Annotated in this window: 17 protein-coding genes, 2 tRNA genes and 2 pseudogenes; 9 read left to right on the top strand and 12 right to left on the bottom strand. The window is 69.8% G+C overall.

Annotated elements, in window-relative coordinates; all coding sequences use genetic code 11:
• Nucleotides 1-589: 589 nt before the first annotated feature.
• Nucleotides 590-1,117 (top strand): annotated as a pseudogene (locus ACLQ23_RS00165) (hypothetical protein); the annotation flags it as partial.
• A gap of 32 nt (nt 1,118-1,149) precedes the next feature.
• Here ACLQ23_RS00165 and ACLQ23_RS00160 read toward each other — a convergent pair.
• Nucleotides 1,150-2,418: a glycosyltransferase family 87 protein gene (locus tag ACLQ23_RS00160; protein WP_355592165.1), complete on the bottom strand. Its 1,269-nt coding sequence runs from the start codon at nt 2,416-2,418 to the stop codon at nt 1,150-1,152.
• 67 nt (nt 2,419-2,485) lie between these two features.
• Here ACLQ23_RS00160 and orn point away from each other — a divergent pair, with 67 nt between their 5' ends.
• The gene (orn, locus tag ACLQ23_RS00155; RefSeq protein WP_355592163.1) at nt 2,486-3,082 is read left to right on the top strand and encodes an oligoribonuclease; all 597 of its coding nucleotides are present in this window, start codon (nt 2,486-2,488) and stop codon (nt 3,080-3,082) included.
• Between the two features lie 183 nt (nt 3,083-3,265).
• Nucleotides 3,266-3,338 (top strand) — tRNA-His (locus ACLQ23_RS00150).
• A 109-nt stretch (nt 3,339-3,447) separates the two neighbouring features.
• Here the strand turns inward: ACLQ23_RS00150 and ACLQ23_RS00145 are convergent.
• Together ACLQ23_RS00145 and ACLQ23_RS00140 are read right to left on the bottom strand one after the other, a co-directional pair.
• Nucleotides 3,448-4,737, bottom strand: a complete 1,290-nt coding sequence (locus tag ACLQ23_RS00145) for a L,D-transpeptidase (protein ID WP_355629663.1) — start codon at nt 4,735-4,737, stop codon at nt 3,448-3,450.
• 248 nt (nt 4,738-4,985) lie between these two features.
• On the bottom strand, nt 4,986-6,266 hold the full coding sequence (locus ACLQ23_RS00140; protein ID WP_425880209.1) for an Ig-like domain-containing protein: 1,281 nt from the start codon (nt 6,264-6,266) through the stop codon (nt 4,986-4,988).
• Between the two features lie 188 nt (nt 6,267-6,454).
• On the opposite strand from ACLQ23_RS00140, the gene ACLQ23_RS00135 reads away from it, so the two are divergent.
• Nucleotides 6,455-6,530 (top strand) — tRNA-Lys (locus ACLQ23_RS00135).
• Nucleotides 6,531-6,743: 213 nt separating this feature from the next.
• Here ACLQ23_RS00135 and ACLQ23_RS00130 read toward each other — a convergent pair.
• The gene (locus ACLQ23_RS00130; protein WP_425735983.1) at nt 6,744-7,736 is read right to left on the bottom strand and encodes a glycoside hydrolase family 11 protein; all 993 of its coding nucleotides are present in this window, start codon (nt 7,734-7,736) and stop codon (nt 6,744-6,746) included.
• Nucleotides 7,737-8,484: 748 nt separating this feature from the next.
• Nucleotides 8,485-9,204 carry a VOC family protein gene (locus tag ACLQ23_RS00125; protein ID WP_425880208.1) on the bottom strand — a complete coding sequence of 240 codons (720 nt, stop codon included), beginning with the start codon at nt 9,202-9,204 and terminating at the stop codon, nt 8,485-8,487.
• Between the two features lie 102 nt (nt 9,205-9,306).
• Between ACLQ23_RS00125 and ACLQ23_RS00120 the strand changes: the two are divergent.
• Nucleotides 9,307-9,438, top strand: a pseudogene (locus tag ACLQ23_RS00120) (kinase); the annotation flags it as partial.
• A gap of 99 nt (nt 9,439-9,537) precedes the next feature.
• Here ACLQ23_RS00120 and ACLQ23_RS00115 read toward each other — a convergent pair.
• Together ACLQ23_RS00115 and ACLQ23_RS00110 are read right to left on the bottom strand one after the other, a co-directional pair.
• The gene (locus ACLQ23_RS00115) at nt 9,538-10,047 is read right to left on the bottom strand and encodes an HAD domain-containing protein (RefSeq protein ID WP_355592151.1); all 510 of its coding nucleotides are present in this window, start codon (nt 10,045-10,047) and stop codon (nt 9,538-9,540) included.
• Nucleotides 10,048-10,115: 68 nt separating this feature from the next.
• On the bottom strand, nt 10,116-10,718 hold the full coding sequence (locus ACLQ23_RS00110) for a TetR/AcrR family transcriptional regulator (RefSeq protein ID WP_355592149.1): 603 nt from the start codon (nt 10,716-10,718) through the stop codon (nt 10,116-10,118).
• A gap of 49 nt (nt 10,719-10,767) precedes the next feature.
• Between ACLQ23_RS00110 and ACLQ23_RS00105 the strand changes: the two genes are divergently transcribed.
• Complete coding sequence (locus ACLQ23_RS00105) at nt 10,768-11,748, top strand: DUF2867 domain-containing protein (RefSeq protein ID WP_355592147.1); 981 nt, start codon at nt 10,768-10,770, stop codon at nt 11,746-11,748.
• 30 nt (nt 11,749-11,778) lie between these two features.
• Here ACLQ23_RS00105 and ACLQ23_RS00100 read toward each other — a convergent pair whose 3' ends face one another.
• Both ACLQ23_RS00100 and ACLQ23_RS00095 read right to left on the bottom strand, forming a co-directional pair.
• Nucleotides 11,779-12,288 carry a polyketide cyclase gene (locus ACLQ23_RS00100; RefSeq protein WP_355592145.1) on the bottom strand — a complete coding sequence of 170 codons (510 nt, stop codon included), beginning with the start codon at nt 12,286-12,288 and terminating at the stop codon, nt 11,779-11,781.
• Nucleotides 12,278-13,018 carry a class I SAM-dependent methyltransferase gene (locus tag ACLQ23_RS00095; protein WP_355592143.1) on the bottom strand — a complete coding sequence of 247 codons (741 nt, stop codon included), beginning with the start codon at nt 13,016-13,018 and terminating at the stop codon, nt 12,278-12,280. Before ACLQ23_RS00095 ends, ACLQ23_RS00100 begins: the two co-directional genes overlap by 11 nt.
• Before the next feature lie 291 nt (nt 13,019-13,309).
• On the opposite strand from ACLQ23_RS00095, the gene ACLQ23_RS00090 reads away from it, so the two are divergent.
• Nucleotides 13,310-14,041, top strand: coding sequence for an alpha/beta hydrolase (locus ACLQ23_RS00090; protein ID WP_355592141.1), 732 nt, complete (start codon nt 13,310-13,312; stop codon nt 14,039-14,041).
• 312 nt (nt 14,042-14,353) lie between these two features.
• On the top strand, nt 14,354-17,053 hold the full coding sequence (locus ACLQ23_RS00085; RefSeq protein WP_355592139.1) for an RICIN domain-containing protein: 2,700 nt from the start codon (nt 14,354-14,356) through the stop codon (nt 17,051-17,053).
• 56 nt (nt 17,054-17,109) lie between these two features.
• On the opposite strand, the gene ACLQ23_RS00080 is transcribed toward ACLQ23_RS00085, so the two are convergent.
• The 3 genes from ACLQ23_RS00080 to ACLQ23_RS00070 form a co-directional block, all read right to left on the bottom strand.
• Nucleotides 17,110-19,956 (bottom strand): AAA family ATPase, encoded by a 2,847-nt coding sequence (locus tag ACLQ23_RS00080; protein ID WP_425880333.1) that lies wholly within the window; start codon nt 19,954-19,956, stop codon nt 17,110-17,112.
• A gap of 180 nt (nt 19,957-20,136) precedes the next feature.
• Nucleotides 20,137-20,379 (bottom strand): hypothetical protein, encoded by a 243-nt coding sequence (locus ACLQ23_RS00075; protein ID WP_355592135.1) that lies wholly within the window; start codon nt 20,377-20,379, stop codon nt 20,137-20,139.
• Nucleotides 20,376-23,546, bottom strand: coding sequence for a type 2 lanthipeptide synthetase LanM family protein (locus ACLQ23_RS00070; protein WP_355592133.1), 3,171 nt, complete (start codon nt 23,544-23,546; stop codon nt 20,376-20,378). The genes ACLQ23_RS00075 and ACLQ23_RS00070 overlap by 4 nt, the downstream gene beginning before the upstream one ends.
• A 280-nt stretch (nt 23,547-23,826) precedes the next feature.
• Between ACLQ23_RS00070 and ACLQ23_RS00065 the strand changes: the two genes are divergently transcribed.
• Nucleotides 23,827-25,647, top strand: a complete 1,821-nt coding sequence (locus tag ACLQ23_RS00065) for an AfsR/SARP family transcriptional regulator (protein ID WP_355592131.1) — start codon at nt 23,827-23,829, stop codon at nt 25,645-25,647.
• Nucleotides 25,648-25,701: the final 54 nt, after the last annotated feature.

Raw genomic sequence — 25,701 nt, 5'->3', positions numbered from 1 at the left:
CTGATCAGAGGGCGTACGTCGGTAAGGTCGGCCGGGTATCTGGCTACGGAGGGGGACGGTGCGAATGCGTTTCGTGCGGGCGATCGCCGGAGTGCTGCTGTTGGTCATGGGGATTCCGGCGCTCCTGGTCGGTGGTGGGCTCTGGCTGGTGACCCGGCACGCCGACCCCGGCGGAGCCTTCACGGCCCGGTTCGAGACGGTCCGCACACCTGGGCACGCCGTCGTCGTCGGCGACCTCGACCGGCTGCTGCGGCAGGAAGTGCCGTTCGCGCGTACCGCCCAGACCCGACTGCGGGTGGACGCGCGTACCCCTGGCGGCCCGGCGTTCGTCGGTCTGGCACCTACGGCGGAGGTGCGTCGCTGGCTGGAGCCCGTGCCGCACGCCACGGTCCGTCGCGTCGCGCTGGCCCGGGGTCCGCTGCCCGTCCGACTGGACCCGGCCGGTCCGGCCGTCGCAACGGCGGCCACCGAGGCGACCAACCCGCTGGGCCGCCCCTTCTGGGTACGCGAGGGGATCGGCTCGCTGGAGTGGGCCGCCGGCGACCTGGCCGGTGAGCCGATGAGCCTGGTGGTGATGCGCCCCGACGGCGGGGCCGACCTCGCCCTGGATCTGCGGGCGGAGTTGCGGGCGACCTGGACCGGCCCGGCGACGTGGGGTCTGCTCGCCCTCGGGGTGCTGCTGGTGGTGGGCGCGGTGCTGCTCCTGCTGCGACCGCAGCGCCCCCGCGAGGTGGTCTTCGTTGTCGAACCGGACCAGGTGCCGGTGCTGGCCGGCCGGCTCGGGGTCACCTCGCTGAGCGGCCTCGGCGTCCGGGAGCCCGGTGCCGCACCACCGATGCCTGCGGTGCGGCAGCTCGCTCCGGTCGGCTCGGGGGAGCGACCCCGCTCGGCTATCGGCACCGAGCCCGCCCACCGACCGGCCACGCTCGGAGACCTGGACGAGGCGGCCGGGCAACCCCGCCCGCCCGAGGTGACGTTGAGCCTGGCCTGGCCGCCCGCGGCGGCGGAGCCGACGGCCCGGCCGGTGGTGGTGGACGAGACGGCGAGCGGCCCTCCGCGCTGCCGACGCGGAGGGCCGCTCTCACCGGGGGATCGGTGCTACCCGAGCGACACCTGAGGTAGATGAGACCAGATTAGCCGTGATCGTGGCTACTGGGGAACTCTGTCCATTTGGTGCGATTTTTCCGCGACCCGGCTCGACCGGATCGGCAGGGCTGCCAGCAGCAGCAGGCAGAGCAGCACGTAGCTGTTCTGCGTGACGAAATCCACCGGGTCATGGGTGCGGACCGGGTCCGTTCCCCATTTCTGGAACGTCACCACCCCGTAGGTGATCACAGCGGTGGTGCCCAGCGCGAGCGCGGCCGACCACCAGCGCCGACGTGACTCGTCCGGTCGGTCGGCGCTGAGCGCCACGTCGACGAGCAGCACCACCGCCGGCACGAACCAGTAGATGTGGTGGGTCCAGGTGATCGGACTGACCAGGGCGCCGACCAGGCCGGTCAAGGTCAGGCCCGTCAGCAGGTCACCGGCCCGAGCCGCGCGGGCGGCCCGCCACAGCCCGTAGCCGGCCACCACGGCCACCAGCAGCAGCCACAGCATCCGGTCAGGTTTCTCCGGCGCGGTGAACCTGCTGAGCAGGCCGAACAGCGACTGGTTGCCGACGTAGTCGGTGCGGCCCACGCGCTCGGTGTCCCACAACTCCTGGGTCCAGAACCGCCACGAATCACTCGGGGCGATGGCCGCCGCGAGCAGCGTCGCCGCCGCCGCGGTCGCACTCGCCACCACTGCGGCCCGCCACCGCCGAGTGGCCAGCAGGTACACGATGAAGATGCCGGGGAAGAGCTTGAGCGCCGTCGCCAGCCCCACCCCGACCCCGGCCCAGCGCCGCGCCTGCGGCACGGCGAACAGCAGGTCGCCCAGGATCAGCACGACGAGCAACATGTTGATCTGGCCGAAGGTGATCGTCTCGCGGGTGCTCTCCACGGCCAGCACCAGCAGCACGGCGACGACCAGTGTGAACGTCCGTGGCAGGCCGTGCCGGGCGATCACCGGCATCACCAGCCACCGGGTGGTCAGCACCACTGCCAGCACTGTGAGCACCGTGAAGATCGTCACGGTGACGCCGAGCTTCAGCAGACCGAACGGCCACAGCAGCAGCGCGCTGAACGGCGGATAGGTGAAGTAGAGCTCACCCTGAACCCGGTCCGGCTGGACGTAGTCGTAGAGCGGATGGCCCGTCGTCCACCAGTCCATCGCCGACATGTAGATCTTCAGATCGAAGAAGTTGTGCACCAGGCCGGGCACGTAGAGCGCCGGCAACACGGCCAGCAGCGCCACCACGGCGACCAGCCGACGCACCGTACGACCGCCGGGATCGTCGTCGGTGACGGCGGGTGGCGCTACAGGATCGGCTGGCACTTGAGAAACCCTAGCGGTCCGCCCGGCCGAGAGCGCGCAGCCGCGGGGTGTGGGCTGCGCGTAGGCTGTGCCGGTGGCTGATCTCCTCGTCTGGATCGACTGTGAAATGACCGGGTTGGACCTCGGCAGGGACAAACTGATCGAGGTTGCGGCACTGGTCACCGATCCCGACCTCAACGTGCTTGGTGACGGTGTCGACGTGGTGATCCACGCCGACGAGGCCGCGTTGGAGGCGATGCCGGAGATCGTCCAGACGATGCACGCCAAATCCGGCCTCACCGAGGAGGTCCGCCGCTCGGCGGTCACCCTCGCCGAGGCCGAGGACCTGGTGCTGGAGTACGTCAGGAGCTTCGTCAAGGACCCGCGTACCGCGCCGCTGTGTGGCAACTCGATCGCCACCGACCGTGGCTTCATCGCCCGGGACATGCCCCGCCTCGACGCGCACCTGCACTACCGCATGATCGACGTCTCGTCGATCAAGGAGCTGTGCCGCCGCTGGTACCCCCGGGTCTACTTCGGCCAGCCGCAGAAGGGCCTGGCGCACCGGGCGCTCGCGGACGTCCGGGAGAGCATCCGGGAATTGGAGTACTACCGGCGCACCATCTTCGTCCCGCTGCCCGGCCCCGACGTCGACACGGCGAAGGCGATCGCCGCCGACCTCTGACCCGCAGCGAAGGAAGGGCACCTTATTAACGCCTGGTGTATAGGAAGGGGCCCCTCCTAACACCGGAGGTGTCTGTGACTGCCACACGGCGGAGCGGGCAACCCGGTGGACGCGGTTGGTTGGAGTGTGGCTATTATTGGTCCGCACCCCGCCCGGGGCGATCGACCGGGCGACGGCGGCATGGTGGCTGTAGCTCAGTTGGCAGAGCACCGGGTTGTGGTCCCGGTTGTCGTGGGTTCAATTCCCATCAGTCACCCAGCTAGCTTCACCGCTCAGGCCTCCTCTCACGAGGGGGCCTGAGTCGTTCCAGGGGACCGCACACGGGAGCCCCCTCCAGTGGAGGGGGCTCCCGTCGTAGCTGTGGATCAGGCGGTGGGCGTGGCCGTCGGGGCGGTGGAGCCGTCCGGGGTCGGCGACGTGTCCGGGTCGGCAGGCGGCTCGTACGGCAGGGCACTGCCCTTGACGTACTGCTCCCAGCTCATGTTCCAGTCCGTCCAGCCGTTGCCGTTCTGGAGCTTGCGCTCGGTGCCCTTGACGGTGATGGGGTCGCCGACCTGGGTGTTCTTGAACAGCCATTCGCCGTTGGCCATCGACACGTTCACGCAGCCGTGCGACACGTTGACGCTGCCCTGCTGGCCCTCGGACCAGGGCGCCGCGTGGATGAACTCGCCGCCCCAGGTGAGGCGCTGCGCGAAGTCAATCTTGGTGCGGTAGCCCTCCTCGGGGCCGAGCTCCTCGAACGTGTCGAAGACCGTCTTGCGCAGCTTCTCGATCACCACCATCGTCCCGCTTGACGAGGGGGTGCTCTTCTTGCCGAGGCTCACCGGAATGGTCTTGATCACGGAGCCGTTGCGGGTCACAGTCATGCGCTTCGTCTTGTTGTCGACCGTCATGATCACCGAAGCGCCGATCTTGATGTCCACGTTGAGGTCGGCGCGGCCGTACCAACCGTCGCCCAGCGGCAGGCCACCGGCCTGGACCCGGTAGGAGACCTTGCTGTCGGCCTTCCAGAACTCCTTCGGCCGATACCGGATCTCGGTGGGGCTGACCCAGTGCCAGATGCCCTCCTGGGCCGGCGTGGAGGTCACCGTCATGCGGCGCTGCACGTCGTCGCGGTAGTCCTCCGGGATGCCCCGGCTGAACTTCACGATCAGCGGCATCCCGATACCGACCACCTGGTTGTCGCCGAGGAAGCTGCTCACGCGTACCTGGTTGGCGGGCATGGCCATCGTGGTGAACGTGCTGGTGGCGGTGGCCGGACGGCCGTCGTCGCCGGTGGCGGTGACAGTGGCGGTGTAGCTCGTGCCGTACGCCAGGGCGCCCGCCGGCAGCCAGGTCTTGCCGTCGGCGGACAGCGCGCCCTCGACCGTCTTGCCGGCCGCGTCCTTCAGCTCGACGGCGGTCTCCACGGCGTCCTTCGTGGTGAAGGTGACGCCTGTCGACGCCGGCACGTCCTTCGCGTCGGCCGCCGGTTCGCTGATCGTCGCCGCTGCCTTCGGCGCCGCGCTCTCGCCGCCGCCCTGCCACGAGGACGGCTTGCCACCGCCGCCGTCGGTGCACGCGGAGGTCAAGGCCAGCGCCGCGGCGAGAAGCCCCGCCGCGAACACGCGGCGTCGCCCACCGGGCCGGTTCAGCTGGTGCTGGCTAGCTCGCATGATGTCCTCACAGTCGTGGTCCCTGCCCATCGTCTCTTACAGACGCGCCAGCGCAGGCCCCGGTTGCCGAGGGTGAACCCGAACACGCCGACAAAATGTCAGATTCTTGCTACTATCGGCGATTCGTGAGCCTGGCTCGCCTCCGCGTCGGGACGAGGGTCGCCGCCGGCGCCGTCGCGCCACGGGCAGATGCAAGGGTACGCGCCGACCCCCGCCTCGGGCGGGGGCCGGCGCGGAACATCGGTCGCTCAGAGAGCCGGGCCGGCCCCACCCTCGGGCACCGGCAGCGCGCTGCCCTTGACGAAGTCCGACCAGCTCAGACTCCACGCCGTCCAGCCGTTGCCGGCGGCGAGCTTGCGCTCGGTGCCCTTCACCGTGATCGGATCACCGATCCGCGTCTTCTCGAACAACCAGCGGGCGTTCGCCGTCGACACGTTCACGCAGCCGTGCGAGACGTTCTGCCGCCCCTGCACATGCTCCGACCAGGGCGCGGCGTGGATGTACTCGCCGCCCCACGTGAGCCGCTGGGCGAACTCGATGTCGGTGACATAGCGGTTCGCCGGGTTCGGATCGTCGCGGGTGTCGAAGACAGTGGCCGCCTTCTTCTCCATCACGACCATCGTGCCGCTCGACGACGGGGTGCTCTTCTTGCCCAGGCTCACCGGGATGGTGCGCACGGCCGTGCCGTTCTCGTACACGGTCATCTTCTTGGTGGCGTTGTCGACCTTCATCACGAACGACCGGCCGATCTTCGCCGTGGCCTTGCGGTCGATGTCGCCGTACCTGCCGTTGCTGAGCGGCACGCCGGCCAGCGCGATACGCACGGTGATGGTGGTGCCCGGCTTCCAGTATTCCGGCGCGCGGTAGTACGCCTGCGTGCCGTTGGCGACCCAGTGCCATGCCCCCGGCTGCGGCGGGTCGGTGTGGACGAACATTCGCTTCTGCACCGCCGCCCGGTCCTTCTTCGGGATGCCCGGGTGGAACTCGGTGACCACCGGCATGGCCACGCCGTAGCTCTTGTCGTCGAAGAGGTACAGGCCCGAACCGATCGTCGACTTCGGCTTGGCCATCGTGGTGAACGTGCTGGTGCCCTGGCTGGTCGTGCCGTCCGACCCGCTCGCCGTCACCGTGGCGGTGTACTTCGTCCCGTACTTCAGCGGAGCGTTCGGCACCCACGCCGAACCGTCAGTACGCAGCTTGCCCTCCACCGCCTTGCCGTCGGCGGCGGCCAGGGTCACCGAGGACGCCTTGCCGCCGTCCGGGACCTTGGCGCTGATCTCCGTGCTCACGGGCCTGTTCTTCGTGCCGTCGGCCGGGCTCAACGTCAGCGCCGGCCCGCTCGGCGTCGCCGGCATCGACGACTCGGCCGTGCCCGGAGCGGCGCTGGCGCTCGCGCTCGGCTCCGTGCTCGCCTGGGCCCCGCCAACGAATTCCGGCTTCTTCTGCTCATCGCCGCACCCGGTCAGTGCCAGCGACGCCGCCAGGGTCAGAGCGCCCACCACCGCCCCGGCTCGCGTGAACCGTGCCATCCCCACCTCTGTTCTCGCGTACCTGGCGGACATCGTGCCGTATCAGTGCTCTCGATGACGCACCCGTCTCACCCGCGCTGGAAGATTTAGGGGCGTTTGTCCAGTAAGCTCGACCGAAGGGGGGACCCGGGTAACCGAATTGGAGCCCGGCTCAGCGGGGTGCTAATGTTCTCTCCGTTGCCGAACGAGCGCCGCTAGCTCAACTGGCAGAGCAGCGGACTCTTAATCCGCGGGTTCGGGGTTCGAGTCCCTGGCGGCGCACCAGCGAGAAGAGATCAGGCCCGGTCCGGTTGGACTGGGCCTGACCTCTTTTTCTGACCTCTACGTATCACCAAAGCCAGCGTCAAGAGCCGGACCAAGTGCCGGTTCAGGTTCCCCCTCATGCGAAACCCGGCCGGGGGTCGTGTCCTGAACGCGACGACGGGTGGCGTGCCGGCCCGGCCGGCACGCCACCCCCAGGGGTCGGTTGGGTCGGGGTCAGCTGGTCCGGCAGGTGACCGTCGGCCAGGTCCAGTTGCCGTTGGCCATGATCGTGATGCCGAAGTTGTTGCCGTTGCCGTTCGGCCTGGCGGTGACGGTGCCCGTGGTGCCGCTGACCGAGGCGTTCCAGCTGTTCTGGATGCTCTGGCCGCCGTTGAGCCCGAGGCTGACCACCCAGTTGTTGGTGCCGCTGACCGCCACGTTCAGGTTGAACCGGTCACCCCACCGCTCGGCAGCCGACAGCACTGCGGTGCAGTTGCCGTTCGCGGGCGGGGTGGTCGGACCGGTGGTCGGCCCGGTGGTGGGGTTGCCCCCGCCGCCTTCCCAGACGTTGATGTCCGAGCTGCCCTGGCTCTGGTAGCCCTCGGTCGCCATGACCTGGTAGGCGTGGTTGCTGCCCAGGTTCAGGCCGGCGCGGGCCCATGCGTCGAAGTGGTTGGCGGTGGTGATGGTGCCACTCGAACGCTTCTGCTGACGGACGCTCCAGTACTGGTAGAACGTCTGGTTGCCGTCGATCGACGGGGCGTTGACCCGCTGGCTGCGGAGGATGTCGTAGGTGCCGCCGTCAGTGGTGACCGTACCCAGCCGCTGGGCGCCGCTGCTCGGGTTGTAGCTGCCGAAGTTCTCCACCACGTAGTACTCGATGAGCGGGTTCCGCGTCCATCCGTACAGGGCGAGGTAGGTGTTGTTGTTGCCCGGGTTGTAGGTGCCCGAGTAACTGACCGTCCGTCGGCTGCCGGTGGCCCAGCCCTTGCCGCCGACCCAGTTGTTGGTGCTCCTGTCCCAACTGCTGCTGTACCGGCCGTCGGCGCGCAACGTCATGCTGGCGTTGCCGCTGTCCTTCCAGAACGAGAAGTAGTAGCCGTTGTGTGTGCCGGTGAGGTTCGAGGTGAGGGTCCGGTCGGCCTCGGCGTGCGCGTTGGGGCTGGCGATGAACGTGCCGGTGACAGCGAGCGCCGCAGCGCACGCGGCGCTGAGGAGCAGCCGCATGCGACTGCTCTTTCGCGGCCTGGTCGAGGTGTCCTTCATGTACGTGTTCCTCCTCGTGACAGCTGGTGGTGGCCAGCGCCGCGATGTGACCCCGCGAGCTGTCGGTGGCCAGGTGCGGCAGCCGGTCTTCGGCGTATCACCCCGTGGTAGGTGGACGGCCCTCCGGTGCGACCGAGACGGGTCGCGGTGAGTCGAGATCATTGAGGGGCGTCGATGGCAATCGTATGGCCCCGACTCTGGACCCGTCAACAATTCCCGAAATATTACCGGAACACTTTCTTAGTCAAGCGTTGTCTCAGGTGACTCCAACTGGCTGCTAGCCTTGCTCGTCGTGCTCCGCATGGTCAGCCGTTGTCCGGGGTGGGAGCGGTGATCCGCAGCCAAGCCACCGAAACTTCCAGTCCGGGCCGGGCCTTGGCCGTGCCAGCGAGGGCGGCGCTCTCTACAGCGGACCTGTCGCCCTCAGCCCGCCGCGAACCTTCACCGCCGGCCCTGTCGCAGCAGGGAGGTGGAGCTGAGGGCAGCCCGACCCGGGTGACACCGGGGAGGGTGACAAGCGGCCCTGACAAAGCCTGGTCGTGCCAGTACTGCCAGCTGGTGCGGGCCTGGCGAGCGGGACGGAAAGGAGTACGCGAGGAACCGGCGTTTACGTCCGTCTAGCGTGTACTTGCTCGAACCTGGTGGACATCGTGCTGCGGGTCGAGAACACGGGTCATCGGCTCCCACCAGAACTGGTACCGATGGTGAGTCACCGCAGTGCTGTTGCGAGGTCGGCGGCGTTGTCGAACGCGGGTGCCGCCCTTTCGGCTTCGTCTTCCGTGAGCGTGACGGACTGGGCGCGGGCCAGCATCTCGGCCGCAGTCTTTGGATCGTGCAGCACCATCGCGAGTTCGGCGCGGTAGACCAGGACCTCTACCTGCTCGACCGGGTCGTCGTCGGCTTGCGGGCGGGCCAACGCGCTGTCGAGGATCCGAACGGCCTGTCCGACGCTTCCCCTGGAATCGGCCTGCACGACAGCATTCGCTAGGGCCTTGGCCAGTCGCCCGGCAGGTGTGGTGGCCGGCATGGGCATGGTGGCGGCGTGCCGAAAGACGCGGATCCAGTTGCCGCCCGGGTCGATGACGCTGAACCCGCCCAACCCGTCGGCGTTCTTCCGAGCCCTGGGCCGGGTCATCCGGGGCGTTCCGGACACCAGTACCTTGCCGTACGCGGCGCGCATGCCGGCTGCGAATGCCCGATGCAGTCCCTCGATGTCCGCGGTGAGCACCAGACAGGAGCCATAGGACTGCTCCGGGTCAAATCCGGCGATCTCGAAGAACTGCAGATGCAGGTCTTCCCGCTGCACCCCCACACAGGCGTTGGGCTTGCGTTGCTTGTACGTGGTGCGGAAACCGAGAACTCCGTAGAAGGTTTCGATGTCGTCAATGGAAGCGCACGGCAGCAGGGGAACGGTCACCTCGTTGGTCATGTCTCCTTCCTAAGCGTCGCAGAATGTTCGTCGCACATGGAAATAGCCAACCGTCGCCTTCGGCCATCCGATCGGCCGATGCCCCAGAGTCGAACGCTGCCCGGCTGGCCCGACGAACTCGTCCTACCCGAGACCACCGGACTGAACGAGGCCGTCAAGGCCATCGCCGCTCTGGCTGGGCTACCCCAGACCGGAGGCGATGACGACTTGCTACCGAACGTTCCGTCCCCGTAGAGCAGCTCAGACGGCTACCGGCGCACCGTTCGCCGACGTCGGTCCCGACCGGCCAGACAGTCCGCCGAGCACGGCGACTGCGACGACGTGCAGCTCGCCCTACCGCGCCTGCCTGAGCCAGCGCTCGATGACAGTGAAGTCCCGCTCGGTCAGCCCGCGACGTGGATCGACCCGATGCAGTAGGGCCGCACCGGGGTGATGAGCCGACACCCAGTCCTGATCGGCGTGGGTGATCTCGTCGTCGACCCAGACGAACGCGCGTCCCTGCGCCCACTCGACCAGCCCAGGGGTCTTCCAGTGCAGGTGCCTCACCTCGTCGGAGTCGGGCCAGTCCACGACCGGCAGAGGCGGTAGTCCGAGCAGCGGCGCGAGCACGTCGTTCGCATCGTCCATCCAGGTCGTCGCCCACACCAGGTCACACGGCAGGGACTCCAGCCGTCGCCCGTGTTCCGGGTTGACCTTGTGCAGCAGGGGATGGGCATCGGTCGGTGGGGCCGATGCCTCGCTGACACGCGGAATGCCCGGCTGAGCCGCTGTGGGTGTTCCGAACGGGATGAGGGTGCCGTCCACGTCGAGGAACAGCAACGGACGCGGCGCGGGGTCGGACATGACCCCAGAGGCTAGACCTCACCCCGCCGCCGACCACATTGCACAGAGTCGTAGCTCGTCGTTGTGACTCAGACGGTGAGCAGGCGAACGGTCTGGTCGACGTAGCGGCGGCGGTCCGCCTCGGCGGCAGGCAGGGTTCCTGGCGCGACGTGCGCCATCTGCGCGTAGCCCAGGTAGGAGGTGACCGCCAGCAACCCACGGCGCCGTGCCTCCTCGGCCGGCCAGCCGAGCGCGACGAACAGCCCTGCGGTGTACGCCACCCGCCGCTCGGTGACCCGGGCGAGTACGGGGGCGACGTGCGGGTGGTCGGCAGTGGCAAGCATCGCGAGTTCGATGGAGTTGTCCTGCGACACGGTGGATCCCAGGACGAGGCTGATGAGCAGCCGGAGCCGGGCCAGCGGGTCGGGTTCGGAGTCGATGTGGCCGATGACGGCGTCGGTGTGCTCGCGTTCCCACCGCAGCACTGCCGCCTCGATCAGGGCGTCTCGGTTGGCGAAGTGCCAGTAGAAGCTGCCCTTCGTGGCACCGAGCCGGGCTGCGAGGGGCTCGACCGCGACCGCTGCGAGCCCTCCGCAGGCCATCGCCTTCAGGGCCTCCGAGGTCCAGTCGTCGGCCGTCAGCCGGGGTGCGGTCCGCTTTCCGTCACCGCGCTGGACACGTCGCTGGCTCATCACTGTACGGTAGCGTATGGAAAACATACGCAAGCGTATGGAGTCGACGATGAGGCCCACGGTCCACAACGTTCACGAACGAGCGCTGCCGGTTGCCGCTTCGGTGGTGGGCGGGCTGGTGGACCGGATCGGTGCCGCCGACGACCCACTGTGGCCCGTACCCGCCTGGATGCCGATGCGGTTCGACCGGCCGCTCGCCGTCGGCGCCGACGGCGGGCACGGTCCGATCCGCTACCACGTCACCGGATACGAGCCGGGCCGTCGAGTTGAGTGGACCTTCCATGCGAGTACCAGCATGATCGGTAGTCACACGCTTGAGGTCGAAGAGCGCGGCCCGCACGCCTGCCTGCTGCGCCACGGGATGAGCGCCCGGCCGGTCGGTCGCATGCGACTGCTCTGGCCCGCCCTGGTACGCGTCTGCCACGACACGGTCCTCGAACACCTGCTGGACAACGCCGAACGTGCCGTGACCGGCACGGTCGCGCACCCCGTCCGATACCCGTGGCGCGCCCGGCTCGTCGTCGGCATGACAAGCGTGCGGGTACGCGGCGTGCCGGTCCCCACCGCTGCAATCCTTCTGCACGACTCCATCGAGCGGGCGGATCTGGCCGACGCCTACGCGCTGCGGGTGCCGCCCGGCACCACCACCGATCCGCATGACTGGGCGGCTGCGGTCTTCCGCGATCCGCCAGGCGTCGGGGCCGCACTGCTGCGTTCGCGGAACCGGCTGGCCACCCCGTTCGGCATCGAGCGCGGCGACGCCTCGGACGTCGACACCATCGCCCGCACTGACAGGGAGGTGCTGCTCGGCACCGACGCCGGTCACCTGACCTTCCGAACCAGCGTTCTGGTCGAGCCGGACCCCGGCGGCACGACGATCACCGTGGCCACCCTGGCGGCGGCCCGTTCCGGGGCCGGCCGCGCCCACCTCGCCGCCGTACGCCTCGTACACCCGCTGGTTGTCAGGGCGATGCTGCGCCACGCCGGCCGGAGCGTCGTCGCCCCTTGGCGGTCGACCGACCGCGCGTGAGGCGACAGTGCCGCCGGACGACGTACCCGGTCAGTGGTCCGGGTGTGCGCCCTGCTCGGCGAGTCGCTTGAGGTTCAGCAACTGACGGCGGGCCATCACCAGGTCCCCGAGGCACATCCCGAGGGCGAGCACCCGGTTCGTCCGCATGACGACCTTGAGCAGCAGGCGCGTGGTGTTCCCCGAGTCCGGCTCCACGACGTACGACAGGACCGCGCCCATGATCTCGCCGGTCAGGTGGTGTCCCGGCGCGACGGCGAGGATCCGGCCCCGCCTGCGCCCGCCGGCGGTGGTGAACGCCTCGCCCACCGCCGGCTCGGGAAGCGCCGCCAACCGTTGCGGTGAGCGCCGGCCGAGATTGTCGATCCAGTCGAACGCGTACGGCGCGAGCCGGATCTGTGCGACCCACTGCCACACCGCGGCCGGGGGCGCGTCCACGCCCACCCCGCGCCAGGCCCGCAATGTGGGTACGGGGACGAAGTCGTCACACGGGTAGCGGCGAAGCGTCTCGTCGTCGGACACGCCCCACCGGTCACCGAGCATCGGCCCTGCCCAACACCAGCGTCGTACGCAGGTCCAGCACGACACTGCCGCCGAAGTCGTCCACCAGCCGGTCGAGGGCGGCGATCCCGCGTTGCTGCTGCTCCGGAGTGCGGGACAGGTACGGCCCGAACGTACGCACCAACGCCAGGTACCGCGCCTTGTCCAGCCGTAGCTCCCGCCGGAACACCTCCCGGCGTACGTCGTCGAACTGTCCGCTCTCGACGATGTCCCGGTGGAACCAGTCGACCGGGCGGTCCCGCATGTCCGGGTCGACCGAGTGCAGCGCGGCCTGCACGGCGGCCCGCTGGTCGGCATCGGTGTAGCCGTACCGGTGCGCGAAGACGGAGAGGGTGCCGCCCGGCGCCAGGGCGCGTCGGGCCTGGGCGTTGCGGGTGGCCGGGTCCAGCCAGTGCCAGGCCGTGGCGCAGGCCAGCACGTCCGCCCCACCGGCTGGTGGGGTCCACCGTTCGAAGGTGGTCATCTCGACGCGGGAGGCCGGGAACCGCTCGGCGAGGCGGGCGGCCATCCGCTCGTCGGGCTCGACGCAGGTCAGCGGGGCGCCGATGCGGACCAGCACGTCGGTGCCCTTTCCGGTGCCCGCACCGATCTCGACAACGGACGCCGGTGTGCCCCCGTGGTAGGCGAGGACCGCCTCGGCGATCTCCGCCGGATAGTCGGGTCGGGCGTGCTCGTACAGGTCGGCCACTCCGCCGAAGACGTCAATCGCCACACGCCCACCTTTCGCTGCCCGCCGGAAGCTGCATAGATCTCCGACCAGTCTCCGACAGACCACGCACTCGTGATTGCCCGTCCGCCAACGTCGGCCCTGACTAGCCACGGAGCCTTCGCAAAACTCGCTTGGCAGAGCACGGAGACCACTGCTACTTTCCCGGAGGCCGTGCGAGAGAACGAGGAGGTGGTACCCGTGAACGTATCGACATGGGCGCTTCCCTCCGGGGTCACGGTCGGGCGATAGGTCGTCCGGGAGCGCCGTTCACGAGCCCTCCCGAAAGGCACGACAATGCAATTCACCTCTGAGCGACGCATCGACGACGGTGTCCTCGAACGCGGGTTCACCCTCGGTGAGATCCCCGGCATCCTGTGGACGCCCGCATCCGCACCTGCACCGGCGCCGCTGATCCTGGTCGGTCACCCCGGCGGACTGCACAGGATGTACCCCCGACTGGTGGCCCGGGCGCGACACTCTGCTGCGGAGGGCTTCGCCTCGGCCACCATCGAGCTTCCCGGAGCCGGCGACCGGCCCCGTTCCGCCGCCGTCGAGCAGGCCCGCGCCGACCTGCGCCGGGCGCTGGAGTCCGGCGAGCCGGTCGGTGACGAGATCGTCGACAGGCTTGTCCTTCCGCTTGTCGAGAAGGCCGTCCCGGAATGGCGGGCCGCCCTGGACGCCCTCCATGCGCTGCCCGAGATCGGCGGTCCGGTCGGGTATTCGGGAGGGGTGATCGCCATCGGCCTCCGGCTGGCGGTGGTCGAGCCGCGTATCTCGGCGGCCCTCCTGTTCGCCGGGAGTTTCGTGCCCCGCTCGATGTTCGCGGAGGCCCGGCAGGTCACCATTCCGCTGCAGGTCCTGTTGCAGTGGGACGACGAGGGGAACGACAGGCAGATGGCCCTGGACCTGTTTGACGCCTTCGGCTCCAAGGAGAAGACGCTGCACGCCAACATGGGCGGGCACACCGGCGTCCCGCAGTTCGAGGGCGACGCCGGGAACCGGTTCTTCGTCCGGCACCTGACGTGAGACCGGGTCGTCAGCCGGTAGTAGGGCGCCGCTGGGAGCTGTCGACCAATCATCGGATGATCCAGAGCGGACTGATGGACGCGCTGGATGCTCTGTCCAATTCTGCTGCGTTTTGCGCATTGACGACCCCGAATCAAAGGTTGCAGACGTCACACGTGTGACCTACGCTCCGGGGAAGACTTTCGTAGCGATTGGCAAAGTTGCGGTCGGGGGACAGCAGTCGCCCGCCGACCCTTGATGGCGTCGCTGTTCCGTGCTCGTCGCTCGATAAGAACGGGGTCCACTGTCGACGGCAAGTGAGAGGAACAGTTCGTGAAGTCACTCGCATCCACCGCTCGAAGGTCATTCCTGGCGGTCGCGGTGCTCGTCGCCGCGGCATTCCCCGCCGTGCTGACGAGCCCGACGCCTGCCTCGGCGGCGGTCCAGCAGACCTACTACGTCGCCCCCGACGGCAACGACGCCAACCCCGGCACGCTCCAGTCCCCGTTCCGCACCGTGCAACGCGCTCGCGATGTCGTCCGTACGGTGAACGCGAGCATGACCGGCGACATCAACGTGTACCTGCGCGGCGGGACCTACCCGATCGGCAGCACCGTCGAGTTCGGCGCCGCCGACTCGGGCACCAACGGCTTCCGGGTCGCCTACGCGGCGTACGGCAGCGAGAAGCCGGTCCTCGACGGCGGCGTCCAGGTGACGGGGTGGACCCAGCACAGCGGCAACATCTGGAAGGCGCCTCTGGACCGGGCCAACAAGCTGCGCGCGCTCTACGTCAACGACAAGCGTGCCTTCATGGCGTCAAAGACGATCAGCTCGGGCGGTTGCTACGGGACGTACACCATCACCGCTGGCCAGGCCGACTGGGCCTGGGAGTCGGGGTCGCAGTGCGACGGCGCCAAGTACAGCCTGAGCGACTTCCCTGCCATCGCCCGCAACCAGGACGACATCGAGATCGAGACAGGCACCACCTGGACCACGGCCCTGGTGGGTGTCCGTCAGGTGACGACGAGCTCCGACGGCGCCAACCGGGTCGCCCTGTTCCAGCAGCCCGGTGCGGCCATCGCCCAGGGTGCGTTCAACGGCAATGCCCAGGTGGGCGGCACCCACAAGGTCATGAACGCCTACGAGTTCCTCGACGCGCCCGGCGAGTTCTACTACGACAAGAGCAGCAAGACGGTCTACTACTACAAGGCCAGCTCCGAGAATATGGCAACAGCGACGGTGTACGCGCCGAACAACGTGACAACCCTGCTGCGGGTCGCCGGCACCTCGACGAGCAACCACGCCCGCAACATCACGTTCTCCGGGCTGACGGTGCAGCACTCCGACTGGAACCTGTTCAACGTCGCCGGCTCGTCCTTCAAGCAGGCGCAGCAGGGCAACCTCGGCGCCCAGGCGTACGCAAAGGGCAACTTCCACGTCTACTACTACCGCAACGTCGACGTGACGCCCGGCATCATCCAGGTGCAGAACGCCGACGGGATCCTGTTGCAGCGCAACCGCATCCAGCACACCGGCGCCGACGGCATCAGCATGGTCAACGACGTGCAGGGCACGCAGTTGATCGGGAACTACACCAACGACATCGCCGGCTCAGCCATCAGCGTGGGCCATCCCCAGCACGTCTACATCGGCGACCACACCTCGACAAACCGCGAGAAGTATTCCGCGCAGGTCGAGGGATTGCCCAAGAACATCGACATCAAGAACAACTACCTGTACGACAGCGCCGTGCTGTTCAACGGGCACAGCCCCATCTCGGCGTACTTCGTCGACACCCTGACGATCCAGCGCAACCGGATCGAGAAGGCTCCCTGGTCGGGCATCACACTCGGCTGGGGTTGGTGGAACTTCGACGGGTCATCGGGCTCGATCGCGCCCAACCGGCCCACCACGACGGCCCGTAACAACACGATCAGCTACAACCACATCATCGACACTGTGCAGCGGCTCAGCGACACCGCCCCGATCTACACGCTGGGCGCCCAGCCGGGTACCACGATCACCAACAACTATCTCCAGGGCGTGCCGTCCGGTCACAAGTACGGCCTGCACCCGGACGAGGGGTCGGCGTACATCACGTTCCGCGACAACGTCCTGAGCGTGGACAAGAACGTCACGTGGCTCATCAACTCCGACGACTTCGGACGAAAGCACGACCTGAGCATCACGCAGACCTACGGCCCCATCAACAAGGTCTCGAACAAGAACCTCCCGAACAGCACTGTCCAGGACATCCTCGTCTCCTCCGACTACGTCTGGCCGGCCGCTGCCTACGGCATCGCAGTGAGCTCCGGTCTTGAGGACTCGTACCGGGACATCATTCCGGCCAGCAATCTCTCAGTGCCGAACTACGTCCTGCCGGCGAGCACCGTGGTCAGCAGCGGGGCGTCGTCGATCCCGATCCGCAGCACCGGCGACGCCACAAGGACGGTCTGGCTCGCTCCCTCCGGCACGACCACGTTCGCCGCCGGCCCCACTATGACAAGCGCAGCCGGCACCGCCACCTCCATCGCCGTGCCGACTGCCCAGGGTGAGTACCGGCTCTACGTGCTCGACGCCCAGGGCAACCGGTCAGCCGAGTCGACATCGCTCGTCAGGCAGCCGGGCAGCGGCGGTGGCCAGCGGGTCGGGCAGCTCGTCGGTGGCCAGTCCGGTCGCTGTGTCGACGTACCCAACTCGACGACCACCAACGGCACCCAGACGCAGATCTGGGACTGCTCGGGCGGCACGAACCAGCGGTGGACCCACACCACCGGCAAGCAGCTGACCGTGTACGGCAACAAGTGCCTCGACGCCTCCGGGGCGGGCACGGCCAACGGCACCGCTGTCATCATCTGGGACTGTCACGGCGGGCTCAACCAGCAGTGGAACGTCAACAGCAACGGCACCATCACGAACGCCCAGTCGGGGCTCTGCATGGATGCCAACGGCGCCGCCAGCGCCAACGGCACGAAGATCATTCTCTGGTCGTGCAACGGTGGCGCCAACCAGCAGTGGAGCCTGCGTAGCTGACCCGTACCCGGGGGTCGGTCCGACAGGGCCGGCCCCCGGGCCACCCCACAACGGCGTCAGCCCGCGTCGAAGTCGGTAGCGATATCGCTCAACGCGATCCGGTTCGGCTGCCCCGTTTTGGTGATGAGGCTGGAGACGTGCCGCTCCACAGTGCGTGGTGACAGGTGCAACCGCTCGGCGATCTCGCGGTTGCTCAGCCGGCCGGTGAGCATCCGCAGCACCTCCCACTCGCGTACCGTCACGCCCGCTGCCCGCAGCTCAGGTGGGATCTCCCCGGCGCCGCGCCGACGTTGGGCGATCCGCGCGCCCGCCTGGCGCAGCAGCGTGCGGCACGCCCCGGCGACCGGTGCGACGTTCGCCTGGTGGAAGTAGTCCTCGGCGGCGCGCAGCCACTCCACGGGCGTGCCCCAGCCATCGGCGAGCGCCGCCTCGGCGACCAGCCGCAGGGCGAGGTGCCGCCCCATCGCGTACAGCGCGCCGACCTCCATCGCCTCGGCCACCGCGGCGGTCGCGGCGTCGTGCTGACCTGCGCGGCCGAGCAGGACCGCCCGGGCGAAGAGCGCGAACTGCCGGTCCCATCGCAATTGGCTCGCCGGTGTGCCGACGATCGCGTCGTACGCCGCGAAGCTGACCTCGCCGGCCATCGCCCGCAACAGCAGTTGGAGGCCGAGCCGCCCACCGAGGTGGAACACGGTCGGGTTGGTCTCCTCCGCCCGTACCGCCAGGGACAACTCCTCCAGCGCCCTGGGGCGGTCCTCCTCCAGCAGCGCGCAGAACGTGCCGGCCAGCCCGTGGACCCGCTGCGCGTGCAGGCTCTCGTCACCGCCCCAGTGCCGGAAGTCGGCGAGCGCCTCCTGCATCTGGACCCGCCGGCCCTGATGGGCGGCGAGCACCGCACTGAGCAGAAGCACGTACTGCGTGGTCTCCATCAACTTCAGGCGGGTCGTCGCGGTGCGGACCTGGTCGATCAGGTCCTGTGCGGCCGGGTAGTCGCCGCGCATGATCAGGTGCAGCGCGATGCTCGCCTCGGCCTGCTGACGGGCGGTCACCGCACCGACCCGCAGCGCCCGCTCCCGGGCCTGTTCCAGCCGGTCCAGCTCGCCGTGCAGCAACGCGTCGTCGTTGCCGAGCCGGATCAGCGCGTGGACCTCCCAGATCGGAAGGCCGTGCTCGGCGGCGATGGACCGGGCCTGCTCCAGGCAGCGGGTGGCCTCGGCCGGGTCGCGGTGCCGGACGAGCGCCCCGAGCAACTGCCAGGCCTGGCAGGCCACCACCGGCAGCGGCACCGCGGCGCCGACCGTGGCGGCCCTGCGGGCCAGGGCCTCGGCGACCTCCAACTGGTCCCGCCCCGGCGTGTCCAGGGCCAGGTGTGCGGCGACGATGTCGATAGGAGCTTCGTCCTCGGCCGCGGGGTCCGGGCCGAGCAGTTCACGGGCGATCTCCACCTGGGCCAGCGCGTCGGTGAGCTCCCCGGCCACCACCGCGGTCCAGGCCAGCCGGGTGTGCAGCCTGGCCTGCCGTCGGGCGGGGAGACCGGCTACCTGGTCCGGACTGTTGACCAGCTCCAGTGCCCGCCGGACCAGGCCGGCCTCGCCGAGGGCCTGCAGGAGCGTCTCCAGGGTGTCGGCGCGGGCCTCGGCCGACCCGTCGGCCTGGAGTTCCCAGGCCCGGTCGAGGAGGGCGACGGCCGAGGTGGCGGCTCCCTGCGCGAGGGCTCTGCGGCCGGCTTCGGCGAAGAGCCGACCGGCAAGCAGGGTGTCGCCGGTCTCGACGCGCAGGGTGGCGGAGATCTGACACCACTCACCTGGCAACTCCGGGTGGACCTTCGCGACGGCCTCGGCGACGGTGTGGGCCAACCGCCGCCGGTCGGCCGGCTCGACAAGGGCGAGCAGCGACTCGTGGGTGACCCGGTGCCGGAAGGTGTACCAGTCGGTCAACTGGTCGTCCGGCGCCACAAGTTGGGCCACGATGTCGCCGTGCAGGTGGTTGAGCAGGTCACGGTCGCTGAGCCCGGTCGCCGTCTGCACCACCGCCACCGAGAAGCGTTGCCCGATCAGGGCGCCGCAGGAAAGCAGCTCCCGGGCCGGCGGGCTGAGTTTCTCGATCCGGTGCGCCATGCTCCTGGCGAACGCGGCGGGCAGGGTGGCGGGCGCCTGCGGAGCGACAAGCCACCCCTGGGGGCCGTGCCGGAGCAACCCGTTCTCCACCATCGCCGCGAGGATCTCCTCGATGAGGAAAGGGTTGCCGCCACTGCCTCCCCAGAGCAATTCGGCCGCAGCCGTGGGCAGCTCGTCTGCCGCCACGCCCAGGCACGCCCCGGCCATGGCCCGCAGGTCCTCGGGCCGGAGCCCGTCCAACTCGATAACCGTGCACCGGCCACGGCGGGCCGCCGCCCGGGCGACCTCCAGCGCGGGGGAGTCGTCGGCCCGGATGACCCCGACCAGCAGCGTGGGCTGCTGGTCGAGGTTGTCGATCAGGTATTCGACAACCATGAGCGTCTCGGCGTCGGCGTCCTGGAGATCGTCCAGGACCATCAGGCACCCGCGCTCCTGACCGGCGAGACCGGTCAGCCGGAGCACCGCCTCGGCCAGGATCACCACTGAGCCGGTCTCCTGATCGCCGAGGGGAGTGCCCCAGTCGGGCACCAACCGGCCGAGGATCGGACCGTACGGGCCGAGCGCCGTGACGTCCACGGTGGCCGAACGCAGCAGGGAGAGCACCGCCTCGGTGAGCGGCCGCAGTGGTACCCCGGCACCGAGTGCGCTGGCCCGCCCCCGCAGCAGGCTCATCTCGGCGGTGTAGGCGGCCTCGGCGGCCGCGGCGGCGAGCCGCGACTTGCCGACGCCGGCCTCTCCGACGATGAAGACCGCGCCTCCGTGACCGACGCGGGCAGCCTCGATCATTCCGCTCAGCACACCGAATTCCGAATCTCGGCCTACCAGGACGCGGGATCGTTGCACGGCGGCAACGATAGCGAGGCACTTCATCGATAACCAGGGTCCACCAGCAGGCGCACCGGGCCCGGCGAGATTATCGTCCGACCGGACCGATCGCCGCGCTGACCGGGCGGTTTCCGCCCTGGGTCACACGGGGAACGTGGGGCAGCAGGTGGTGAGCGCGAGCGGGACGGCGGAGTCCGCGGAGGCGCCGGCATCGCCGGCGACCAGGTGTCCGATCAGGAGCCCCACCGGGACGGCCAGGCCGGCGAGGGCCGCCGTACGCAGGCCGAAGGCGACAACCGGGCTTACGTGCGGCTCACCGGCGGGGTGCGACGCCTCGGCGTGGTCGGTGTCGGCGAGGTCGGTGGTGGGCTGGTGCGACATCATCGTTCTTCTCTCCTCGGGATGAAGGGATTGGTGAGCGACAGCCAGCCGGGACCGGTTGGCTGCGGGGTGGGTTCCAGGAGCAACGCGGACGGTATCCGCGTGGTCAGGGCGGAGCGCAGCAGTCCGTAGCCGATGCCGGCGAGCCCGGTCAGCAGCCCCGGTGTGAGCACGCCGTCGGGTGTGCCGCAGTAGCGATTCTGCCATTGAAGGGAGTTGAGGATCAGGGTCGTCCGCTGCCGTTGCGCGGTGGCAGCCGCAGCGCCGGCCGGCCCTGCGGCCAGCACCGTCAGCGCCTCGACGACGCCGGACTCGCCGTGGCAGAGGCTCAGGTCGCGGGACAGCGGCCGTTCGGCCAGCCGCCGGACGAGGTCGGCTGGCGCCTCCGGGCTCGCGTCGGCGTCGTGCCGGCCGGCGAGGGCGAGAGCCAGGCCGGAGACACCGGCACACCAGCCGGACGAGTCGGTCGGGGCCTGCTGGGCGTGCCGCAGGGCCTTCCGTGCGGCGTCCGCGTGCTGCGGCGAACCGCCGCCGACGTCGACGAACCGGTGCAGGGCGTACGCGATGCCGGCCGTCCCGTCGGCGAAGCCTGCCGCACTGGCGGGGTGATCGAGTGCGGACGAGGCGGCCAACTGGTCGGCGCAGGTCCGGGCCAGCGCCGCCGCCCGGTCGTTACCCAGCTCGGCGTGGATCGAGGTCATCGCGGCCAGACAGCCGGCCCGGCCGATGGCCCAGTCGTCGGTGGTGGAGCCGGCGACCGCGACCTCGGCGAGTTCCACCGCCATGTCGACCCACCGGCCGATCTCCGCGTCGTCGAGCAGCACTGCCAGCCGAGCCAGCCCGTAGGCCACTCCGCCGAGGCCGTGCAGCCCACCACAGCCGATCGCGGTGACCAACTCCGGGCGGTCCGAGAGCAGGCGCAGCAGCCCCGGCGTCGCGGCGACCGCCCGACGGGCCACGTCACCGTATCGGGCGACACCGCTGACCTGGGCGAGCTGGCCGAGGAAGAGCGCCACGCCGAGGTACCCGTTGGCCAGGCCGGCGCCCATCGGCAGCAGCAGCCACTGCCGGTTGTCGACAAGCTCCAGGCCGAGCCAGTTCACCCGGTCCCGACCCGGTGCGCCACGGGCGACGAGCTGGTCGGCGATCGCACAGGCTGCCGAGACCAGCCGTTCGGGTGGGGCGGCCGTGCCGTGCGACGGCCCGGGCATCGGCGCCGCGTCGCCATGCGTGCCAGCCGGTCGGCGGGTGGCCAGGCTGGCCATGATGACCCACTCCTGGTCCTGCCGGTCGGCCTCGCCGAGCCCGGCGATCCGGTCCAGTGCCGCGCCGACGCCGCTGCGGTGCAGCGGCACCGCGGTCGGCTCGCCGTCGGCGGCCAGGACGGAAGCGTCGGCCCGGGCGTGGAAGTACGGCACGTCACCGCGCCACAACGCGACGATCTCGTGGCGCGCGAACACCGGGTCGCCGGGCAGTGTGGTCCGGCCGCAGAGCTGCCCGAGGAAACGGTCCCGGTCCAGACCGTCGCGCAGCAGGCTCGGGTGGGTGGCCTCGTCGAGCAGCGTCCGATAGGCCCAGGTGGGCCGTACGACGAGTCGCACCGTCATTGCCGACGACGCCTCGACCAGCTGGGTGAAGTCCCCGCGATGTGCCTCGATCGCTTCGTAGCCGAGCCGGAAACCTTCCAGCATTGCAGCCTCGTGGTCCTCCGGATCGATCACCCGGTCGCCGAGCCGGGGCCGGTTCGAGGCGCCGTCGAAGGTGGCCGCGCGGCGTACCAGGCGCATCCGGTCGGTGCCCGGGTCAGCCCAGTCGATGCGACTGACCGGGCTCTGCCTGCCCTCGTCGCCGCCGGCGCCGGACAGGTCCATGATGCCCTGCTCACCGACGACGATCAGCGGCAGCAACGCCGTGCGGTGCACCGAGGCGGAGAGCAGGTCGGCGGCTGGATCGCCGCTCGGGGTCGCGGGCCGCCAGCTGGGGCTGAACAACGTCTCGACGTCGATGGCCACCGGGTCCTCGCCGCTGGCGATCACGTTTTCGTAGTGCAGATCGGTGGTGTTGAGCGCGTGGGCGAGCGCCAGCAGCGCGCCGTGCCGTCGATAGAAGCGGTCCGCGCCGTCCGGGTCGGCAAGCGGTGCCGCGATCACGAACTCGGTCCAGCCGTACTCCGGGCGGACCAGACTGGCGGCTGTCCGCATGGCGACGGCGGGCACCATCCGGTTCATCCAGCCGACGAAGGCCGCCAGTCGATCGTCGTGGGTGAGGTCCCGAGGCTTGTAGACCAACCGCCTGCCGTCGGCGAACCGGATCACGGTGGTGGTCCGGCCGGACCGGTGCGAGTCACCCCGCCTGTCGTCGACGGCCACAAGTGGGCCGGGGTCGGTGCCGCCCAGGAGGTCCTTGACCAGGCGGTCCCGGTCGGCGGTGTACCGGGCGAGTAGTTCCAGCATCGCGTCGGTGGCGTGCGCGGTGGCCTGCCCGAGCAGGCGGGCCAGGACCGGAAGGTCGGTGAACAGCGCGGCCAGCCCCGCCGGGGTGCCGAGCTGGCGAACGAAGTCGACGAATCGGGCGCGACTGTCGGCGCCATGGAGGAGGCCTGCGGTCCGGCGACGGTGCAGCTCCTCGACGAAGGTACGGGCGGCCAGCGCGGCCAGCTGCCGTTCCAGTGTGGCCGCCAACGCGGCATCCAGCCCACCCAGGTCGACGTGGGCGTCGGTCACCGGGACGGCGTCCCGGCGGAAGCGGGTCCGTGCCTGGTCGACCAACGGACGCAGCGGCAGGGCGAACGCCGCTCTCCAGTCAGCGGCGACCGGCACCGACGGAGGCCGCGCGGCGGCACGTACCGCGGCTTCGATAAGGACCGCCCAGGGCGGCGGGTCGACCCGCGCGGCGAGTTGACCGTCCTCCTCGGCGAGGTACGTGAGCAACAGGTCCTCGTCGACGCCCAGCTCGCCCAGCCGGATGTCCAGCTCCGGGCCACGGTCGGCCCGCCACAGGTCCAGCCGCTGTCGCGCGTGCCCGAGCCGCCCGGCGTCGACCGGTTCGGTGCCGCCGCCGGCGGTCACCCGCTCGTGCAGCGCCAGACCGCGCGCCCACCAGCTCCGGTGGAGTCGGGGCGACTCGGCTGGAGCGAGGCTGGGTGGGCCGTCGGCGTCCGTGGTGTTCATCGAATTGAGGGTGCCAAGTGGCGGCCGACAACTCATGCGTGGGATCCACCCAAATTCATGTCGGCCCGGCTGGTCGCGGCAGTCCGTGCACTCTCCGATGCAACCCGCATGACAGTCCGTGACGGCCTTTCAGAGGGCTGGAACGGGCGCCGGTGTCGGTGGCGTGGCGACATAGGCGCAGGTGTGGACCACGGAACTTGGGTGCCCGGCACAGATGCGTCGACACACGACGGTGGTCGACCCTCCGACTATTCGATGGGCTGACCCGATCGGAGCGACTATGGAGTTTCGCGTACTGGGACCAGTGAGCGCCTGGCGCAACGGCGTCGAGGTCGCGCTGGACGGCGCCAAACAGCGCACGGTCCTGGCCGTCCTCCTGCTCGCCCGAGGACGGATCGTCTCCGACACCCGGCTCTGTCAGCTGCTGTGGGACGAGAACCCGCCTGCGACGTTCGCCGCTCAGCTCTACAACTACGTCTCCCGGCTGCGGAAATATCTCGGCGACGAGGTGGAGATCGTCCGGCAGTGGTCCGGGTACCTGCTGCGGACCGGGGACAGCCGACTCGACATCGACGAGTTCGAGCGGCTGGGCGGGCTGGGACGGGACGCACTGCGCTCCGGCCGGCACGAGGAGGCCGCGCGGGACCTGCACGAGGCGCTGGCGCTGTGGAGCGGAACGACGCTCGCCAACGTCACCGACTACCTCGTCGAGGCGGAGTCGCCCCGGATGACCGAGGGGCGCATGGCGGTTCTGGAGGATCGCATCACTGCCGACCTGATGCTGGGCCGGCAGGCCGATCTGGTGGTGGAGCTGAGCGACCTGGTCGCCGCACAGCCGCTGCACGAGCAGCTGCGCAGTCACTTGATCACCACGCTGCTGCGGTGTGACCGCCAGGCCGACGCGCTTGCCGTCTACCACGAGGGCAGGCGGGTCCTCGCCGACGAGTTGGGTGCCGATCCGGGGCCGGCGCTGGCCGAGGCGTACCAGATGGTGCTGGCACGCCCCGGGATGCCCGACGTCGCTGTCGCACCGCGAGCCGGACCGGGCTGGCGCGACGTCCGGCCGGCGATGCTGCCGCCCGGAGCGCACGACTTCTGCGGCCGGCAACAGGAACTGCGCCAGCTGGCAGGGCTGCTCGCCGAGACGTCGCCACCCGCTCCACAGCGGACGCTGTTGACCGGAATGGCAGGCGTCGGAAAGTCGTCGCTGGCACTGCGGGCCGCGCACCTGTGCCGTGACGACTTCCCGGACGGGCAGCTCTACGCCGACCTCGGCGGCACCCGGGGCAACGCCATCGACCCTGGTGACGTGCTGGGCTGGTTCCTGCGGAGCCTCGGCAACACCGAGGAGGCCATTCCGAAGCGCCTCGACGAACGCGAGTGCCTCTACCGCAGCCAGCTGGCCGGCCGCCGGGTCCTGGTGGTGCTCGACAACTCCGCCAGCTATCCGCAGGTCCGCCCGCTGCTGCCCGGTGACCCGTCCTGCCGGGTGATCCTTACCTGTCGTGGTCGCCTCTCCGAGCTTCCCGGCGTTACCCGCGTCGAGGTGGGCATCCTCGACCCGGCGCAGGCGCTGGAGCTGTTCGCCACGATCGTCGGCTCGTCACGGGTGGCCGCCGAGCCCGGCGCCGCACACCGGATCGTGCAACTGTGCGGGCGGCTGTCGATCGGCATCCGGGTGGCCGCGGCGCGGCTCATCGCCCGACCGCACTGGTCCCTGCGGTACCTCGCGCAGCGGCTGGCCGACGAGCGGTTCCGCCTCAACGAACTGCGGCTGGGGACGCTCGACGTGCGGGCCCGCATCGAGGGCAGCTATCAGGAGTTGGAGGCCGAGAGCCAGGTCGCGTTGCGCCGGCTGGCCCTGCTGAACACTGTCGACTTCCCGATCGGAGCCGCCGCCCGGGTGCTCGGCGTGACGCCCCGGGTGGGGGAGGAGGTGGCCGAGAGCCTTGTCGACGCCCGGCTGCTGGAGATCGCGGGCTCGGACGGCGGGCGGCGGCAACGACACCGCTTCCACGATCTGGTGCGGGTCTTCGCGCGGGAGAAGGCCGACCCGTCGGACCACCGCATGGTCACCGCCCGATCGGCACTGTCGGCATAGCCACGCCTGCGGAACCCCGGCGGCTCCGCAGAACTCCCGGCGTATGGAGAAGAT

It is taken from the genome of Micromonospora sp. DT41 (genome assembly GCF_049841715.1).
GTDB lineage: Bacteria > Actinomycetota > Actinomycetes > Mycobacteriales > Micromonosporaceae > Micromonospora > Micromonospora profundi.
This window is presented reverse-complemented; position numbering and strand designations above follow the sequence as displayed.

Excerpts from the sequence above, each read along its gene's own strand:
- ACLQ23_RS00145 (WP_355629663.1), bottom strand. The coding sequence starts at position 4,737 with ATGCGAGCTAGCCAGCACCAGCTGAACCGGCCCGGTGGGCGACGCCGC.
- ACLQ23_RS00065 (WP_355592131.1), top strand. The coding sequence starts at position 23,827 with ATGGAGTTTCGCGTACTGGGACCAGTGAGCGCCTGGCGCAACGGCGTC.
- ACLQ23_RS00125 (WP_425880208.1), bottom strand. The coding sequence starts at position 9,204 with ATGACCAACGAGGTGACCGTTCCCCTGCTGCCGTGCGCTTCCATTGAC.
- ACLQ23_RS00105 (WP_355592147.1), top strand. The coding sequence starts at position 10,768 with ATGAGGCCCACGGTCCACAACGTTCACGAACGAGCGCTGCCGGTTGCC.
- ACLQ23_RS00090 (WP_355592141.1), top strand. The coding sequence starts at position 13,310 with ATGCAATTCACCTCTGAGCGACGCATCGACGACGGTGTCCTCGAACGC.
- ACLQ23_RS00080 (WP_425880333.1), bottom strand. The coding sequence starts at position 19,956 with ATGATCGAGGCTGCCCGCGTCGGTCACGGAGGCGCGGTCTTCATCGTC.
- ACLQ23_RS00140 (WP_425880209.1), bottom strand. The coding sequence starts at position 6,266 with ATGGCACGGTTCACGCGAGCCGGGGCGGTGGTGGGCGCTCTGACCCTG.
- ACLQ23_RS00075 (WP_355592135.1), bottom strand. The coding sequence starts at position 20,379 with ATGATGTCGCACCAGCCCACCACCGACCTCGCCGACACCGACCACGCC.
- ACLQ23_RS00070 (WP_355592133.1), bottom strand. The coding sequence starts at position 23,546 with ATGAACACCACGGACGCCGACGGCCCACCCAGCCTCGCTCCAGCCGAG.
- ACLQ23_RS00100 (WP_355592145.1), bottom strand. The coding sequence starts at position 12,288 with ATGCTCGGTGACCGGTGGGGCGTGTCCGACGACGAGACGCTTCGCCGC.
- ACLQ23_RS00130 (WP_425735983.1), bottom strand. The coding sequence starts at position 7,736 with ATGCGGCTGCTCCTCAGCGCCGCGTGCGCTGCGGCGCTCGCTGTCACC.
- ACLQ23_RS00110 (WP_355592149.1), bottom strand. The coding sequence starts at position 10,718 with ATGAGCCAGCGACGTGTCCAGCGCGGTGACGGAAAGCGGACCGCACCC.
- ACLQ23_RS00115 (WP_355592151.1), bottom strand. The coding sequence starts at position 10,047 with ATGTCCGACCCCGCGCCGCGTCCGTTGCTGTTCCTCGACGTGGACGGC.